8 protein-coding genes are annotated in these 16829 nt (G+C 70.9%); 1 reads left to right on the top strand and 7 read right to left on the bottom strand.

What is annotated here, in order from left to right; all coding sequences use genetic code 11:
• Positions 1-546 precede the first annotated feature (546 nt).
• The 3 genes from glgB to CWC38_RS07085 form a co-directional block, all read right to left on the bottom strand.
• Positions 547-4686: a 1,4-alpha-glucan branching protein GlgB gene (gene glgB / locus CWC38_RS07075; RefSeq protein ID WP_121846095.1), complete on the bottom strand. Its 4140-nt coding sequence runs from the start codon at positions 4684-4686 to the stop codon at positions 547-549.
• 65 nt (positions 4687-4751) lie between these two features.
• Positions 4752-6521, bottom strand: a complete 1770-nt coding sequence (gene treS / locus CWC38_RS07080) for a maltose alpha-D-glucosyltransferase (protein ID WP_121846096.1) — start codon at positions 6519-6521, stop codon at positions 4752-4754.
• Between the two features lie 97 nt (positions 6522-6618).
• The gene (locus tag CWC38_RS07085) at positions 6619-8652 is read right to left on the bottom strand and encodes an alpha-1,4-glucan--maltose-1-phosphate maltosyltransferase (RefSeq protein WP_121846102.1); all 2034 of its coding nucleotides are present in this window, start codon (positions 8650-8652) and stop codon (positions 6619-6621) included.
• Between the two features lie 354 nt (positions 8653-9006).
• Here CWC38_RS07085 and glgP point away from each other — a divergent pair, with 354 nt between their 5' ends.
• Complete coding sequence (glgP, locus tag CWC38_RS07090) at positions 9007-11604, top strand: alpha-glucan family phosphorylase (RefSeq protein ID WP_121846097.1); 2598 nt, start codon at positions 9007-9009, stop codon at positions 11602-11604.
• 28 nt (positions 11605-11632) lie between these two features.
• On the opposite strand, the gene glgX is transcribed toward glgP, so the two are convergent.
• The 4 genes from glgX to ispF all read right to left on the bottom strand — a co-directional run bounded on the left by glgX (position 11633) and on the right by ispF (position 16812).
• Entirely contained in the window at positions 11633-13783 is a 2151-nt protein-coding gene (glgX, locus tag CWC38_RS07095) for a glycogen debranching protein GlgX (protein ID WP_121846098.1), read from the bottom strand.
• Complete coding sequence (rlmB, locus tag CWC38_RS07100; RefSeq protein WP_121846099.1) at positions 13770-14735, bottom strand: 23S rRNA (guanosine(2251)-2'-O)-methyltransferase RlmB; 966 nt, start codon at positions 14733-14735, stop codon at positions 13770-13772. Before rlmB ends, glgX begins: the two co-directional genes overlap by 14 nt.
• An 84-nt stretch (positions 14736-14819) precedes the next feature.
• On the bottom strand, positions 14820-16262 hold the full coding sequence (gene cysS / locus CWC38_RS07105; protein ID WP_121846100.1) for a cysteine--tRNA ligase: 1443 nt from the start codon (positions 16260-16262) through the stop codon (positions 14820-14822).
• A 76-nt stretch (positions 16263-16338) separates the two neighbouring features.
• A complete protein-coding gene (gene ispF / locus CWC38_RS07110) occupies positions 16339-16812 on the bottom strand; it encodes a 2-C-methyl-D-erythritol 2,4-cyclodiphosphate synthase (protein WP_121846101.1) in 474 nt (157 codons plus the stop codon).
• Between the last annotated feature and the right edge of the window lie 17 nt (positions 16813-16829).

A 16829-nucleotide genomic window follows, 5' to 3' on the forward strand; every position in this document is an offset into this window, starting at 1 on the left:
CCGTCAAAAAAATTCAACAGAAACCACCCACCACAACGTGGCAAGCAGGATCCCAGCTGACACCCAACACCCCAGGAAAACGGGAAAACACCTGCAAGGCATTGGGCCATCAACCAAAAACAATCAATATCTTTGGTATCAACAAACTAGACACACTATTGAGTTGACAAACAACACACCACATCGAGGTTCCCCACCACAGGGCCACTACGATCGGTTGCGGTCTGCAAGGTTACCGGCGGATGCTCGCTCTCGCAACTTGAGGTGAACTCTGCGCTGCGGTGCTTGACATCCGGTCTTCGGTGCCTTGCGGGGATCAACCATACCACACGCTCCGGCGGTTGCCAGCCTGCATGTTTCCGGTAGTTCCCGGTCTTGTTGCCTGCTCCGGTCTTTTCGACCAGCGCCGTGGCAACTCGGAAGACATTACACGCGGCCCACCGATACGACAAACCCGCGGTGGCCGTTGCCATCCGCGGGTCTGCCGTGCGCCGTCTGCCATGGTCCGTGCGCGAGTCCGCGTGGTACCGGGCGGACTCCGGGAGCTCAGACGCTCTCGCCCACCACCCGGTCCGTGCCGTCTCCTCCGGTGCTGCTGGTTCCCCGTCCCGTGGCCGGCTTGAGGAACAGCACGGCCAGCGGGGGCACCGTCACCTCGGCGGAGGCGGGCTTGTCGTTGAAAGCACCCTCGGTGGCGACCACCCGGCCGAGATTGCCCACTCCCGATCCGCCGAAGATCTCGGAGTCGGTGTTGAGCACCTCTTCCCACTCCCCCGCCCACGGCAGGCCCAGGCGGAATCGCTCGTGGGTGTTGCCTGCGAAGTTCGCGATGCACACGAGCGGGTTGCCCTGGTCGTCCCACCGGGTGAAGGACAGGGTGTTCCGCTTCGCGTCGTTCGCGTCGATCCACTCGAAGCCCGAGGGGTCGTTGTCACGGGCGTAGAGCGCGGGGGTGCTGCGGTAGACCTCGTTGAGGCTCTTGACCAGCTCCTGCACGCCGTGGTGCGGCGGGGTCTCGGACAGCCACCAGTCCAGGCCGTGCTCCTGCGACCACTCCGACTCCTGGGCGTACTCCGTGCCCATGAAGATCAGCTGCTTGCCCGGGTGCGCCCACATGTACGCCAAGTACGCCCGGACGTTCGCGAGCTGCTGCCACCGGTCACCCGGCATCTTGCGCAGCAGGGAACCCTTGCCGTACACGACCTCGTCGTGCGAGATGGGCAGGATGAAGTTCTCCGAGAACGCGTAGACCATGGAGAACGTGGCCTTGTTGTGGTGGTAGTGCCTGTTGATCGGGTCCTCGGCCATGTACTCGAGGCTGTCGTGCATCCAGCCCATGTTCCACTTGATGCCGAAGCCCAGCCCGCCCGCGCTCGTGGGCTTGGTGACACCGGGGAAGGACGTGGACTCCTCCGCGATCATCACGATTCCCGGGTTGCGCCGGTACGCCGTGGCGTTCGCCTCCTGCAGGAAGGCGATCGCCTCCAGGTTCTCGCGCCCGCCGTACTGGTTGGGCTCCCACTCCCCGTCGTTGCGGGAGTAGTCGAGGTAGAGCATGGAGGCCACGGCGTCCACGCGCAGCCCGTCCACGTGGAACTCCTCGAGCCAGTAGTTGGCGTTGGCCACCAGGAAGTTGCGCACCTCCCGGCGCCCGTAGTCGAAGATCAGCGTGCCCCAGTCCTTGTGCTCGCCCCGGCGGGGGTCCGGGTGCTCGTACAGCGGCTGGCCGTCGAAGTTGGCCAGCGCCCACTCGTCCTTGGGGAAGTGTCCCGGGACCCAGTCCACGAGCACGCCGATGCCGGCCTGGTGCAGCTGGTCCACGAGGTAGCGGAACTCGTCCGGGGAACCGAAGCGGGACGACGGCGCGTAGTAGCCGGTGACCTGGTAGCCCCAGGACCCGCCGAACGGGTGCTCGGCCACGGGCATGAACTCCACGTGGGTGAAGCCCTGCCACGTGAGGTACTCCACCAGCTCCCGGGCCAGGTCCACGTACCCCAGACCCATCCGCCAGGAGCCGATGTGCATCTCGTACACGCTCATGGGCGCGTTGTGCGGATCCTTCGCGGCCCGCGCGGCCATCCACTCCTGGTCCCGGAACTCGTACTCGGACTCGCACACGCGGGACGCGGTGGACGGCGGGATCTCGGTGCCGAACGCCATGGGGTCCGCCTTGTCCCGCCAGGCCCCGTCCGCACCCTGGATGCGGAACTTGTAGGTGTCCCCGGACTTCCTGCCCGGGACGAAGAGCTCCCACACGCCGCTGGAGCCCAGCGAGCGCATGGCGTGCTCGGAGCCGTCCCAGCCGTTGAAGTCCCCGATCACGCGCACGGCCTGGGCATTCGGTGCCCACACCGCGAAGCTGACACCGGTGACCTCGCCGAGGGGCGAGGGGTACCGGCGCACGTGTGCGCCGAGCACGTCCCACAGGGTCTCGTGGCGTCCCTCCCCGATCAGGTGCAGGTCCAGCTCGCCGAGGGTCGGGGCGAACCGGTACGGGTCGTCCACGAGCTCCGGCTCCTTCCCGGCGTACTCCACCTCCACGCGGTAGTCGGGGATCCGGCCCTCGTCGTGCGCCGGGACCACGCCCGTGAAGATGCCGCCCCACTCGTGCTCGAGCGGGAACGTGCCGTCCGGGGTGCGGACCGACACGGCCGTGGCGAAACGCCGCAGCGTGCGGATGGTCACGGTGCCGTCCGCGTTGGGATGGGCACCGAGCACGGAGTGGGGGTCATGGAAGCGTCCCTCGGCGACGGCCGCGAGCACGTCCTCGGTCACGGCCACGGGTCCGGTCTCCACCGCATCGTCACCGGCGGCGGGGCCCGTCGCCTCCTCACGGGCCTCGGTGCCGGCGGTTGACGCGGGCTGCTCGCCGGGGACAGCGGTGTGCTCGGGCGCCGACCGGGCGGCGTCGTGCTGCGCGCTCCCCGGAAGGGGAACCGCCGCACCTGCCTCGGACTCGGGGGCTGCGGGATCGGTGGGACGGGGCTGCTCGGTGGTCACGAAATCCTCAGTTCTGGACGATGTCGTATGGCTCTCGTGGTTCTCTCCGTTCACGGTACGGGAGCGTGCACGCTCAAGCGAACGAACCACGGCGTCCGCCGGCACTCGCACCCAGTCGGGTCGGTTGCGCTGCTCGTAGACCACTTCGTAGAGGGCCTTGTCCAGCCACAGGGCCCGGTAGAGCACGGAGTCCGTGTCCACGCCGGCGCCGCTCGTGGTGCGGTAGCCCCGCAGGAAGGCGTCCGAGACGGCCGCGGTCCACGCGCCCATGTCCTGCTCGCGCTCGCATGCGGCCATGGCCCCCGCGTAGTCGAAGGAACGCAGCATGCCCACGACGTCCCGCAGCACCACGTCCGGGCGCACCCGCTCCTTGATGGGGCGCAGCGGCTCACCCTCGAAGTCCAGGATGCGGAAGCCCTGGGCGTCGTTGTGCAGCACCTGGCCCAGGTGGTAGTCGCCGTGGATGCGCTGCAGCGCAGGGATCTCACGCACCTCTGACAGCTCGCTCAGCAGGGCGTCCAGCTCCGGGGTGAACTCCTGGAACTGCTCCCCGCAGGTCTCCCAGGCCCAGCGCACGCGCGAGGCGAGGTCCTCCAGGAAGCGGCGCCGTGCGGCGTCGTCCACCGGGGCCGGCTCGAAGGCCGTCAGCAGGTCCGCGTGGACACGCGCGGTGGTTGCTCCCAGGTCCTCGGCGAGCGCGGTGAAGTCCCGGCCCTCGGTGGCCGCCGCCACGGCGACGGCCCAGGCGTCCCGCGAGTCCTCCAGGAACTGCGCCGCCACGGCCAGCTGGCCGGACGTGGTCACGAGGCCCTGGCGCCACTGGGCGTCGATCCACCCGGCGGTCGCGGGGACCGCGGAGGAACCATGCGAGGTGAGCTTCACGCCCACCTCGACGTCCGGGTTGCGCCCCTCGCCCACCACGCGGAAGAACTTCACGATCACGGCGTCCCCGCGCAGCGCGGAGTCCTCCGCGTCCGTCTCCGCCGGGCGCAGGATCACCGAGGTGTTCGACTGCTCGGAGGAGATCACCTGCACCTGGTCGGCGGTGGCGATCCGGTAGTCGGTGTTCAGGGCACCCGTGTACCGACCGTGCAGACCCATTCCGTGGCGCAGCACACCGCCCTCCGTGAGCTGCGCGTCCATCATGCGCAGCACGCGGTCCATGAACCCGGGGTCCCCCACCGCGTCGTAGAGGTGGACGGTCGCGGGCTCCTCGGAGGCGCCGACGGCGTCCTGGCCCGTGGCCGCACCCGTGGGCTTCCGCTCCGCGGACCCGGGGTCACCGGAGCGCGTGCCCTTCCGCCGGTCCCACAGCACACCGGCCTGGGACACCGCGCGGCGCAGGAACGAGGCCGATGCCTCCGCTCCCGCCACCAGCTGCTCGGGGAGCGCACGGTCCGGGCCGTCCGCGTCGTAGCTGCCGATCGTGAACCGCTCGAGCGCGGGAAGAGGTTCCGTGCTGCGCACCACGGGGACGTTGAGCAGCTCGCTACGCTCCCCCACGGTGACCTGCACCAGGAACATGATGCGCTCGCGTCCCGGCTGGGCGTCCCAGCTGTCACCGCCGTCCAGCCCCGCGCGTCCCACCACCGTGAGCCGCAGCTGGTCCGGGGTGGCCGTGAACGGGAACCACCGCTGCCGCGGCAGCCACACCCGCAACCTGTCGAGCACCTGCTGATCCGTCATGACATCTCCCCCGCTTTCGTCCGGTAGAACTCTCTCGTGCGCGTGCGGGTCCGCCCCGCGGACCCTCATTCGCCGCGCGCGGGCCTGATGATGGGCATGGCCACCGTCTCGGGGTGGTTGCCGTCCGTGGTGGGCGCCGTCCGTAGGCGCAGCCAGAAGAAGTCCTGCGAGCCCAGCGTGATGCGGTAGTCACCCGTGTCCGAGAACTCGCCGAAGGGCTCACCGCCGAACAGCTCCCTCGTGCCCCGGCCCGCGTACTCCGCGAGGTGCACCGAGCAGCTCGCCGGGACGTGCGCGAGGTTGAAGATGCACAGCAGGGTCTCCCCGACCCCGTCCTCAGCGTCCTGCGGGTCCAGCCGACGCAGGAACGCGAGCACGGACTCGTGGTCCGTGTCCACGTTGACGTACTCGCCCATGCCGAACGCAGGGTGGGCCTTGCGGACCATGAGCATCTGTCGGATCCAGTGCAGCAGGGACGAGGAGGACGCCAGCTGGGTCTCCACGTTCGTCTGGGCGTAGTTGTAGACCAGGGACTGCACCACGGGCAGGTACAGCTTGCCCGGGTCCGCCGTGGAGAACCCGGCGTTGCGGTCAGGGGTCCACTGCATGGGCGTGCGGGATGCGTCACGGTCGTCCAGCCAGATGTTGTCGCCCATGCCGATCTCGTCCCCGTAGTACAGGAACGGGGAGCCTGGCAGGGACAGCAGCAGTGCGTGAGCGAGCTCCAGCTCGGCGCGCGAGTTGTCCAGCAGCGGTGCCAGGCGGCGTCGGATGCCGATGTTCGCGCGCATGCGGGAGTCCGGCGCATACCAGCCGAGCATGGCCTGGCGCTCCTCGCTCGTGACCATCTCCAGCGTGAGCTCGTCGTGGTTGCGCAGGAACGTGCCCCACTGGGTGCCGCGCGGGATCTGCGGCGTGTTCTCCATGGTGGAGACGATGGGCGCGGCCTTCTGGTCCCGCAGCGAGTAGTAGATCCGCGGCATGATCGGGAAGTGGAAGCACATGTGGCACTCGGGGGACTCCTCCGTGCCGAAGTACTCCACGACCTCGTGGGGCATCTGGTTGGCCTCCGCCACGATCACGCGGCCCGGGTACTCACGGTCCACCATCTCGCGCAGCTTCACGAGGAAGTCGTGCGTGCCGGGGAGGTTCTCGCAGTTGGTGCCCTCCTCCTCGATGAGGTAGGGGATGGCGTCCGCGCGGAAGCCGTCGATGCCCATGTCCAGCCAGAACTTCACCACGTCGAACACGGCCTCGACGACCTTGGGGTTCTCGAAGTTCAGGTCCGGCTGGTGGGAGAAGAACCGGTGCCAGAAGAACTGCCGGCGCACCGGGTCGAAGGTCCAGTTGGAGACCTCGGTGTCCACGAAGATGATGCGCGCGTCCTGGTACTTCTCGTCCGTGTCGGACCACACGTAGAAGTCCCCGTAGGGGCCCTCCGGGTCCTCGCGCGAGGCCTGGAACCACGGGTGCTGGTCCGAGGTGTGGTTCAGCGGCAGGTCCGTGATCACGCGCAGCCCGCGGGCGTGGGCCTCAGCGACGAGTCGCTTGAAGTCGCTCACGGTGCCGAACTCGTCCAGCACGGAGTAGTAGTCGGAGATGTCGTAGCCGCCGTCGCGCAGCGGGGACTCGTAGAAGGGCGGCAGCCACAGGCAGTCGATGCCGAGCCACTGCAGGTAGTCGAGCTTGTCGATGAGCCCGGTGAAGTCCCCCGAGCCGTCCCCGTTGGCGTCCGAGAACGCCCTGACGAGGACCTCGTAGAACACGGCCTTGCGGAACCAGTCGGGGTCGTGGGCGATCCCGGGAGCGTTGAGGTGGAAAGGAGTGGTGCTCATGGCTGGCGGGACTGCCCTCTCGCGGAGACGGATGGAACGGACGGGGTGGTGGGCGACGCACCGTCGCCACCGGTCTCCCGGCGGCGTCGGTGGCGCCTCACCTCACGCTGCGGCGAATGCTCAGCACGTGCGCGGGCTCCACGTACGGGTCCAGACGGACGTAGTTGTGGGTGCCCCACTTCCAGCTCGCGCCGGAGATGAGGTCATCCACCCAGAACGATCCGTCCTCGTTGAAGTCCTCGTCCCGCAGGTCCAGGGAGTCGAGGTCCAGCCACACGGTGGCCTCGCGGGTGGCGTGCGGATCCGTGTTGATGACCGTGATCACGGTGTCCTTCACGTCCACGCCGTCCCGCTGCACGGTCTTGGTCTTGCTGAACGCCACGATCGCATCGTCCGAGGCGCTCTGCAGGGTCAGGTTCTGCAGGTCGCCCAGGGCCGGGTGGTCCCGGCGGATCTGGTTCAGCCGCGTGATGTACGGGGCCAGCGACTCCCCGCGCTCCCCGGCACCGCGGAAGTCGCGGGGACGCAGCTGGAACTTCTCGTTGTCGATGTACTCCTCCGCGCCGGGACGCGCCACGTGCTCGAAGAGCTCGAAGCCCGCGTAGACGCCCCACAGCGGGGACGCCGTGGCGGCGAGCGCCGCGCGCACCTTGAACGCCGCCGGCCCGCCGAACTGCAGGTACTCGGTGAGGATGTCCGGGGTGTTCACGAAGAAGTTGGGGCGGTAGAAGCCCGAGGTCTCGTGCGAGACCTCCTCGAGGTACTCCTCGATCTCCTCCTTGGTGTTGCGCCACGTGAAGTAGGAGTAGGACTGCTGGAACCCGGCCTTGGCCAGGCCCTGCATCATGGCCGGGCGGGTGAACGCCTCAGCCAGGAACACGGTGTCCGGGTGCTCCTCACGGACGCGGGCGATCAGCCACTCCCAGAACCAGAGGGGCTTGGTGTGGGGGTTGTCCACGCGGAAGATGTCCACGCCGTGGCTGATCCACAGCTGCACCACGCGCAGCACCTCGTTCGCGAGCCCCTGCGGGTCGTTGTCGAAGTTCAGGGGGTAGATGTCCTGGTACTTCTTGGGCGGGTTCTCGGCGTACGCGATGCTGCCGTCCGCGCGCGTGGTGAACCACTGCGGGTGCTCCTGGACCCACGGGTGGTCGGGGGACGCCTGCAGGGCGAGGTCCAGCGCCACCTCCAGTCCGAGCTCGTGGGCGTGGCCCACGAACGCGTCGAAGTCCTCGAACGTCCCGAGGTCCGGGTGGATCGCGTCGTGGCCACCCTCCGGTCCGCCGATGGCCCACGGGGAGCCGGGGTCCTGCTCGCCCGCCACGAGCGTGTTGTTCGGCCCCTTGCGGTGGTTGCGGCCGATCGGGTGGATGGGCGGCAGGTACGCGACGTCGAAGCCCATGCTCGCGGCACGGTCCAGGGCCGCCGTGGCGGTGCGGAACGTGCCCGAGGTCCAGGTCCCGGTCTCGGGGTCGTAGACGGCGCCCTCGGAGCGCGGGAAGAACTCGTACCAGGAGCCCCGGCCCGCGGCCTCGCGCTCCACCTCCACCGGGTAGTGCGGCGAGGAGCTCAGCAGGTCCCGCAGGGGGCGTTCGGCCACGGCGTCACGCAGCTGCTGGGACGTCGCGATCTCCCACCGCTCGTCCGCCGAGCGGGTGGTGTCCCGCATGGCCGCGGCGGCGTCCTCGAACGCGCGCACCTCGGCGTGGCTGCGGTCCGACTCCTTGGAGGCGGCGTCGAACAGCAGGCACGCCTCCTGGAACATGAGCTCCACGTCCTGGCCCACACCGAGCTTGATCTGGGCGGCGTGGTGCCACGTGTCGTAGAGGTCGGACCAGCCCTCGACCGCGAAGCTCCACCGGCCCTCGTACTCGGGGCGCAGCCACGCCTCGTAGCGGTCGGTCCCGGGAGCCACGAGTGTCATGCGGCGGCGCTGCGCCTCGCGTCCGTCGGGGTCGTAGAGCACAGCGGTCACGCCCAGGGAGTCGTGGCCCTCGCGGAAGACGGTGGCGCCCACCCGGATGTCCTCGCCCGGTACGGCGGTGGCCGGGAAGCGCCCGCCCTCGACCACCGGGCTCACGTCGGAGACGGGGATGCGGCCGTACACCAGGTCCTCGGACGGGAAGTCCATGCTGTCCTCCTCGGTGCCGGAGCCGTGGGCCCCGGTCTCCTGCTCGCGTGTGGTCGGTTCAGCGGGCGCCGTGTCCCGGCGCGCGCGGTGGACGGAGGGAGCGACGTCGGGAACGCCCGTGGCCGGCAACGGCGGGGTCAGGCGGGACCCCACGTCGGGGTGGGCACCACCCGCAGGGATGTCCGGTGCGGTCTCGGAGGGGCGACGGCCTGAGGGCTGGTTCTGCTGCGACACGGGCCCAACGTTACCGACTATCGCCGGGATTCTTAAGGCCGTGAAGCACCACGCAGGCGCGCGGCCGTCACACGATGGGGCACGCCCACCGGACGGACCCCACCCGCTAGGCTCGCAGGGGTGAAGGCAATCCGCAGGTTCACCGTCCGCACCGTCCTCCCCGAGTCGATCGCCCCGCTGGGGCGGCTCGCCAGGAACCTCCGCTGGTCCTGGCACAAGCCCACCGAGGACCTCTTCACCCAGCTCAGCCCCCGGGCCTGGGAGGCCGTCCACGGCGACCCCGTCAAACTCCTGGGCTCGCTGACGCGCGAGGAGATCCAGCAGCTCGCCCAGGATCCGGACCTCGTGGCCCGCGTGCGCGAGCTCGACGCGGATCTGCAGACCTACCTCCACGAGCCGCACTGGTACCAGCGGACGCAGGGGCCCGACGCGCCTGCGGCCATCGCGTACTTCTCGGCCGAGTACGGCATCACCTCCGCCCTGCCGCAGTACTCCGGCGGGCTGGGCATCCTGGCCGGAGACCACCTCAAGACCGCGTCCGACATGGGCATCCCGGTGCTCGGCGTGGGGCTGTTCTACCAGGCGGGCTACTTCAAGCAGTCCCTGTCCCGCGACGGCTGGCAGCAGGAGACCTACCCCGTGCTGGACCCGGACGAGCTCCCCCTCACCCTGCTGCGCGAGGCGGACGGCACGCCGGCGCGCGTGCGCCTGCCGCTTCCGGACGGCCGCACGCTCGCGGCCCAGATCTGGCGCGCGGACGTGGGCCGGGTGCCCCTCCTCCTGCTGGACTCCAACATCCCGGACAACGACGACGCCGCGCGCACCGTCACGGACCGGCTGTACGGCGGCGGCAGCGACCACCGGCTGCAGCAGGAGCTGCTGCTGGGCATGGGCGGCCCCCGTGCGCTGCGCATCCACAGCCGCCTCACCGGCGCACCCGCGCCCGAGGTGTTCCACTGCAACGAGGGCCACGCCGGCTTCCTGGGCATCGAACGCGTCCAGGAGCTCATGAACCCCGGCGCCGGGCGGCAGCCCATGACCTGGGACGAGGCACTCACCGCGGTGCGCGCGGCCACCGTGTTCACCACCCACACCCCGGTGCCCGCGGGCATCGACCGCTTCGAGCGGGCCCAGGTGGAGCACTACTTCCGTGCCGGGCTCACCCCGGACGTGCCCGTGGACCGTGTGCTGGAGCTGGGCGCCGAGACCTACCCGGACGGCGATCCCGGCAAGTTCAACATGGCGGTCATGGGCCTGCGCCTGGCCCAGCGCGCCAACGGCGTGGCCAAGCTGCACGGCTCGGTCTCCCGCTCCATGTTCCAGGGGCTCTGGCAGGGCTTCGACGCGGACGAGGTGCCCATCACGTCCGTGACCAACGGCGTGCACGTCCCTTCGTGGATCGACCCCTTGGTGTGGGACCTCGCCGTGGAGCCGGAGGAGAACGACGCCGAACCGGCCGCCCGCTGGCGGAAGGTCTACGACGTGCCGGACACCGAGCTGTGGGCCGCCCGACGGGGGCTGCGCGAACGTCTGGTCCTGGACGTCCGCGAGCGGCTGCGGGCCTCCTGGAAGAAGCGCGGTGCCACGGACGCGGAGCTCGGGTGGACGGCCTCGGTGCTGGACCCGGACGTGCTGACCATCGGCTTCGCCCGTCGTGTGCCCACGTACAAGCGGCTCACGCTCATGCTGCGGGACCCGGAGCGGCTCAAGCGGCTGCTGCTGGACCCGCGGCGTCCCGTGCAGCTCGTGGTGGCCGGCAAGTCCCACCCCGCGGACGAGATGGGCAAGCGCATGATCCAGGACCTGGTGCGCTTCACGGACGATCCCGAGGTGCGCCACCGGATCGTGTTCCTGCCGAACTACGACATCGCCATGGCCCGTGTGCTGTTCCCCGGCTGCGACGTGTGGCTCAACAACCCCCTGCGCCCCCTCGAGGCGTGCGGCACGTCCGGGATGAAGGCCGCGATCAACGGCGGCCTGAACCTCTCCGTCCTGGACGGCTGGTGGGACGAGATGTACGACGGCCAGAACGGCTGGGCCATCCCCACGGCGGACGGCAAGGCGAGCACGGACGAGCGGGACGACGTGGAGGCGGCGGCCCTCTACGAGCTCCTGGAGAACCACGTGGCGCCGCGCTTCTACGGCGAGAGTGGGGACACGGCCGACGGCGAGCCGGTGCCCCACCAGTGGCTCGCCATGGTGCGCCACACCCTGGCCACGCTGGGCCCGCGGGTCTCCTCCCGCCGGATGCTCACCGACTACGTCCAGCAGCTCTACGTCCCCGCGTGCGTCTCGGGGCGGCGGGCCGCGGCGGACGACGGCGCCGCGGCCCGCGCCACCGCGCACTGGATCGAACGGGTCCGCCTCGGCTGGCCCGAGGTCCACGTGGAGCACGTGGACGCCCAGGGCGTGCACCAGGAGCCGCAGATCGGGGACGAGCTGCGCGTCAACGCCTACGTGCGCCTGGGAACCCTGTCCCCCGAGGACGTCACGGTGCAGGTGGGCTACGGGCGGGTGTCCGAGTCCGACCACCTGCACGAGCGCTCGTCCGCGGAGCTCGCCCCCGCCCAGGACCTGGGCGAGGGACGCCACCTGTTCTCGGGGCCCCTCACGGTCGACCGCTCCGGGCCGTTCGGGTACACCGTGCGCGTTCTGCCGCGCAGCTCGGAGCTCGCGGACCCCGCGGAGCTCGCCCTGGTCCGCAACGCCGCGGACTGAGCACGCGCTCGGAACCCGCCGTCCCGGGTCAGTCCAGGGTGAACAGCGCCACGCTCTGTGCGGGGACCGTGACCGTGGCCCCGCCGCGCCAGCGGTTGCCGGTCAGCTCGTCGAGCTGCGGATCCGTGGCGAGCACGAGCCGGAAACCGGCGGGGCCGGGGCGCTCCGCGGCGTCGTCGGCCCCCGGGGCGGCGGGCAGGACCGCCGCCACGGGGGCTACGGTGCCGTTGAGGACGCACAGCCCGCAGGCCCCGCCCTCCCGGGCCGAGAGCAGCACCTGCAGCGCGAGGGCGCCGTCCGTCTGCCACAGCTCACTCGTCATGGGCTCGCCGCGCGGCGCGAACCACTCCAGGACCACGTCCTCGGGCGTGGCCGGGAAGTCGTGGGGCTGAGCCGCCAGGAAGGTCCGGCGGATCCGGATGAGCCGCTGGGTGGTCTGGAGCATGGCGCGGTCCAGGGGTGTGAGCCGCCAGTCCAGCCACGAGAGCCGATTGTCCTGGCAGTAGGCGTTGTTGTTGCCCTGCTGCGAGCGCAGCACTTCGTCCCCCGCGGTGATCATGGGGATGCCCTGGGAGAACAGCAGGGTGGCCATCATGTTCCGTGCGGTGGCCGCACGGGCCGCCCGCACGTGCGCGTCGGGGGAGAATCCCTCGTGGTCGTGGTTCCACGAGTGGTTGTCGTTGGTGCCGTCCGCGTTGTGCTCCAGGTTGGCCTCGTTGTGCTTGGCGTCGTAGGCCGTGAGGTCGTGCATCGTGAAGCCGTCGTGCGCGGTGACGAAGTTGACGGAGGCCAGCGCGGTGCGCCCGTGCGGCGCGAACAGCTCGGCCGAGCCGGAGATGGCCCCGGCGAGCCGCGCGGCGGTCCCTCCGCCGCCCCCGCGTCGCATGGTGCGCTGCCCGGAGAGCCAGAAGTCCCGGACGGTGTCCCGGTAGTGGTCGTTCCAGTCCGCCCACCCCGCGGGGAAGCGCCCGGTCTGCCAGCCGCCGGCGCCCACGTCCCACGGCTCGGAGATCATCCGGACCCCCTGCAGCACGGGGTCAGCGGCCACCGCCACGAAGAACGGGTGGTTGCGGCTGAAGTGGTGGTGCTCGTCCCGGCCCAGCTCGGGCGCGAGGTCGAAGCGGAAGCCGTCCACGTGGCACTGCGTGACCCAGTAGCGCAGGGAGTCCAGGGCCATCCGGACCACCTGGGGGTTGCCGAAGCCCATCGAGTTGCCGCACCCGGTGACGTCCACGTAGTTGCCGTGCTCGTCGTGCCGGTAGTACTCGCGCTCCCCCAGCCCGCGCCAGCAGTACGGGCGCTGAGCCGCCCCGCCCTCGGCCGTGTGGTTGTACACCACGTCCAGGAAGACCTGCAGACCGGCGCGGTGCAGGGCGTCCACCGCGGCCTTGAACTCGTTGAGCACCGCGGTGGGCCCTGCCGCGCGCGCCGCAGCCGTGGCGTAGCCCGCGTGCGGGGCGAAGAAGCCCAGGGTGTTGTAGCCCCAGTAGTTGCTGAGCCCGTTCTCCGTGAGGTGCGCCTCGTCCAGGTGCGCGTGGATCGGCAGCAGCTCCACGGCCGTGACGCCCAGGCCCCGCAGGTAGTCCGTCATGACCGGGTGCCCCAGGCCCGCGTACGTGCCGCGCAGCTCGTGGGGGATGTCCGGGTGCAGCATGGTGAGGCCCTTCACGTGGGCCTCGTAGACCACGGTCTCGCGCCACGGGGGTGCCGGGCGGTCCTCGTCCCGCCACACGTGGTCCTGCGCGGTGACCACGGAGACGTACATGCCGCCGTACGCGTCCGGTCCCGGGTCCACGACGCCGCTCGGCGGGGCCACGCGCTCGAGGCCCCGGCCGTACGGGTCCAGCAGCACGATCTCCTCCGCGGGGTCCGGCACGGTGCCCGGGGCGGCGTCGCCGTCGAGGAAGCCGTAGCGCGTGCCCTCGGGCATGGCCGGGCACACGTCCCGGGCCAGATCTGCCGCGGAGAGTGCCGTCCGCTGCACGTGGCGCGGTCGCGGGACGATCCCGAAGTGCACACCGTGCTCCCGGTGCCCGAGGCGCAGCCGCTGCCACGGCTCTCCGGGGCGCTGGAGCACGAGGTCCACCGTGGTCAGCCCCGGGGCGTAGACCGCGACGTTCGCGGTGCCGTCCCCGCACGGCGAGGGGTGGACCCCCAGGGGGTGACTACGCGCCGGCACGGCGGCGCGCGATCTCGTACAGCGTGATCCCCACGGCCATGGACGCGTTGAGCGACTCCATGGCGGACTCGATGGGGATCGAGACGATCGCGTCGCAGTGCTCGGTCACCAGCCGGGAGAGCCCCTTGCCCTCCGAGCCCACGACCACCACGAGGGGTTCGGTGGCGAGCTCCAGCTGCGGCAGGGACATGTCCCCGCCGCCGTCCAGACCCACCACGAAGTAGCCCTGCTTCTTGCAGTTCTGCAGCGTGCGGTTGAGGTTGGTGGCCTTGGCCACGGGCACGCGGGCGGCCGCGCCCGAGCTGGTCTTCCAGGCCGTGGCGGTCACACCGGCGGAGCGGCGCTCCGGGAGGATCACGCCGTCCCCGGCGAACGCGGAGACGCTGCGGATGATGGCTCCCAGGTTGCGGGGATCCGTGATGCCGTCCGCCGCGACCAGCAGGGGCGGGCGGGCGGCGTCGGCGTCGTGCATGAGCGAGGCCGCGAGCTCGTCCGCGTCCGGGTACTCGTACGGCGGGACCTGCAGCACCACGCCCTGGTGGATCGCGTCCGAGGACAGCCGGTCCAGCTCGCCGCGGGAGGCCTCCAGCGTGGGGACCTGCGCCTCGGCGCACAGCTGCAGGATGTCCTTGACGCGGTCGTCCACCTCGATCTTGGTGGCCACGAAGAGCGTCTTGGCGGGGACACCCGCCCGCAGGGCCTCCAGCACGGAGTTGCGCCCGGTGACCAGGTCCTCCTTGATGGGCCCGGTGCCCGTGCGCTGGGGGCGGCGCGGCTGGTTCTGCTGTTTGCGAGCGGCCGCCTGCTTGGCCTTGTAGGCCTTGTGGTAAACCCGGTCCTCGGCCTTGGGCGTGGGACCGCGGCCCTCGAGGCCCTTCCGGCGCTGCCCGCCACTGCCCACGACGGGGCCCTTCTTCTTGCGGACTGCTCCGGCGCGGTTGTTCTGGGCCATGGTCACTACTTCCGTGGGGTCACGGGTCACGGCGCGAGGGCCGCCCCGGGGTGGTCGGCGATCTGCGCCCAGTTTAGGCCAGGGTCAGGATTCCACGGACCACGCGGAGCCCTGCGCACCGTCCTTGACGACGACGCCCGCGGCCGCCAGGCGGTCCCGGAGGGTGTCCGCGAGCGCCCAGTCCCGGGCCTCCCGCGCGGCGGCGCGCTGGGCCAGCAGGTCCTGGACGAGGGCGTCGAGCGCCCGGTGCTCCGCGGCGTCGGCGTCCCGGGGCCCGTCCAGCGACATGAGCTGCAGCAGCCCGAGGACGTCCGCCATGCCGGCGACCGCGGCCACGAGCGGCTGGGCGGCCTGCGGCTCGGCCCCGGCGAGAGCCGAGTTGGCCGCGCGGACCGTCTCGTGCAGCACGGCGAGCGCGCGCGGGACATTGAGGTCGTCGTCCATGGCGGCCACGAACTCCTCCGGGACGTCCTCGGTGCGCCAGTCCAGGGGCAGCTGCGCGGCGCGCGCGGCGACGAGCGCGGACTCCACGCGCTCCACGGCGGCCGTGGCCTCCTGCAGGGAGGTGGGGCGGTAGTCCAGCACGGAACGGTAGTGGGCCTGTCCCAGGTAGTAGCGCACGGCCAGCGGACGGGCCTCGCGAAGCATGTCCTGCGGGGACACCGTGTTGCCGATCGACTTGGACATCTTCTCGCCCTGGTAGGTCACCAGCCCGTTGTGCAGCCAGAAGTTCGCGAACTCGCGGCCCGCCGCGGCGGACTGGGCGAGCTCGTTCTCGTGGTGCGGGAACCGCAGGTCCAGGCCGCCACCGTGGATGTCGAAGTGCGAACCCAGGTACTTGTCCGCCATGGCCGAGCACTCCAGGTGCCAGCCCGGGCGGCCACGGCCCCACGGCGAGTCCCAGGACGCGCTGAGCGGCTCGCCCTCCTTGTGGCCCTTCCACAGCGCGAAGTCCCGGGGATCGCGTTTTCCGCGGGGGTCCGCGTCCGGGGCGTCCTGCATGTCCTCCACGCGCTGCCGCGTGAGCTCGCCGTAGCGCGGCCACGAGCGGACGTCGAAGTAGACGTCCCCGGAACCGTCGGGCGCGGGGTACGCGTGGCCGGCGTCGATGAGCTCCTGGATCAGCGCGTGCATCTCCGGGACGTGGCCCGTGGCGCGCGGTTCGTAGCTGGGCGGGTCGATCCCGAGCGCGGCGTACGCCGCCCCGAACACCCGCTCGAAGCGGTAGGCCAGAGCCCACCACGGCTCACGCGGGTGCTCACCGCGGTAGTCGTCCGCGAAGGACACGCGGGAGTTGACCAAGATCTTGTCGTCGATGTCCGTGACGTTGCGGACCGTGGTGACCTCCAGACCGCGGAACCGCAGCCACCGGGCGAGGACGTCGAAGACCAGCGCCGAGCGCACGTGGCCGATGTGCGGAGCGCCCTGCACGGTGGCCCCGCAGTAGTACAGCCGGGCCTGCCCGGGGTGCACGGGCACGAAGTCCTTGGTGGTCGCGGAGGCGGTGTCGTAGAAGCGCAGAGTCACCGGGCCAGTCTACCGGGGCGCCCGGAACGGGCCGCGGCGCACTGCGCCCGGCCGGAAACGGTCACGCCCTCCCGGTTCAGGCCGCCCTCACCACCAGGGCGGTGGCGATCGCCGCGATGCCCTCCCCTCGGCCCGTGAGTCCCAGGGCGTCGGTGGTGGTGGCACTGAGGTGCACCGGGGCGCCCGCAGCCTCCGAGAGCACCGCGGCCGCCTCCTCCCGCCGCGGCGAGAACTTGGGCCGGTTGCCCACGAGCTGCACCGAGATGTTGCCCACCGTGAAGCCGGCCTCCCCCACGATCCGGACGGCCTCCGCCAGGATCCGGCACCCGGAAGCGCCCGCGAACTCCGGGCGGTCCGTGCCGAAGTGGGTTCCCAGATCCCCCACGCCGGCGGCCGAGAACACGGCGTCCGCCGCGGCGTGTGCCACCACGTCACCGTCCGAGTGCCCGCTCAGTCCCCGCTCTCCGGGCCACAGCAGACCTCCGATCCACAGGGGGGTGCCCTCCGGACCGAAGGCGTGCACGTCCACTCCCGTTCCCACGAGGGGCAGGGGGTAGGGGGATGCCC

Source organism: Kocuria tytonicola, assembly GCF_003687455.1.
In the GTDB taxonomy this organism is placed as follows: Bacteria; Actinomycetota; Actinomycetes; order Actinomycetales; family Micrococcaceae; genus Kocuria; species Kocuria tytonicola.

Bases quoted from the DNA above. Each gene is read 5' to 3' on its own strand.
- glgB (WP_121846095.1), bottom strand. From the start codon at position 4,686: ATGACGGATCAGCAGGTGCTCGACAGGTTGCGGGTGTGGCTGCCGCGG.
- treS (WP_121846096.1), bottom strand. From the start codon at position 6,521: ATGAGCACCACTCCTTTCCACCTCAACGCTCCCGGGATCGCCCACGAC.
- CWC38_RS07085 (WP_121846102.1), bottom strand. From the start codon at position 8,652: ATGGACTTCCCGTCCGAGGACCTGGTGTACGGCCGCATCCCCGTCTCC.
- rlmB (WP_121846099.1), bottom strand. From the start codon at position 14,735: ATGGCCCAGAACAACCGCGCCGGAGCAGTCCGCAAGAAGAAGGGCCCC.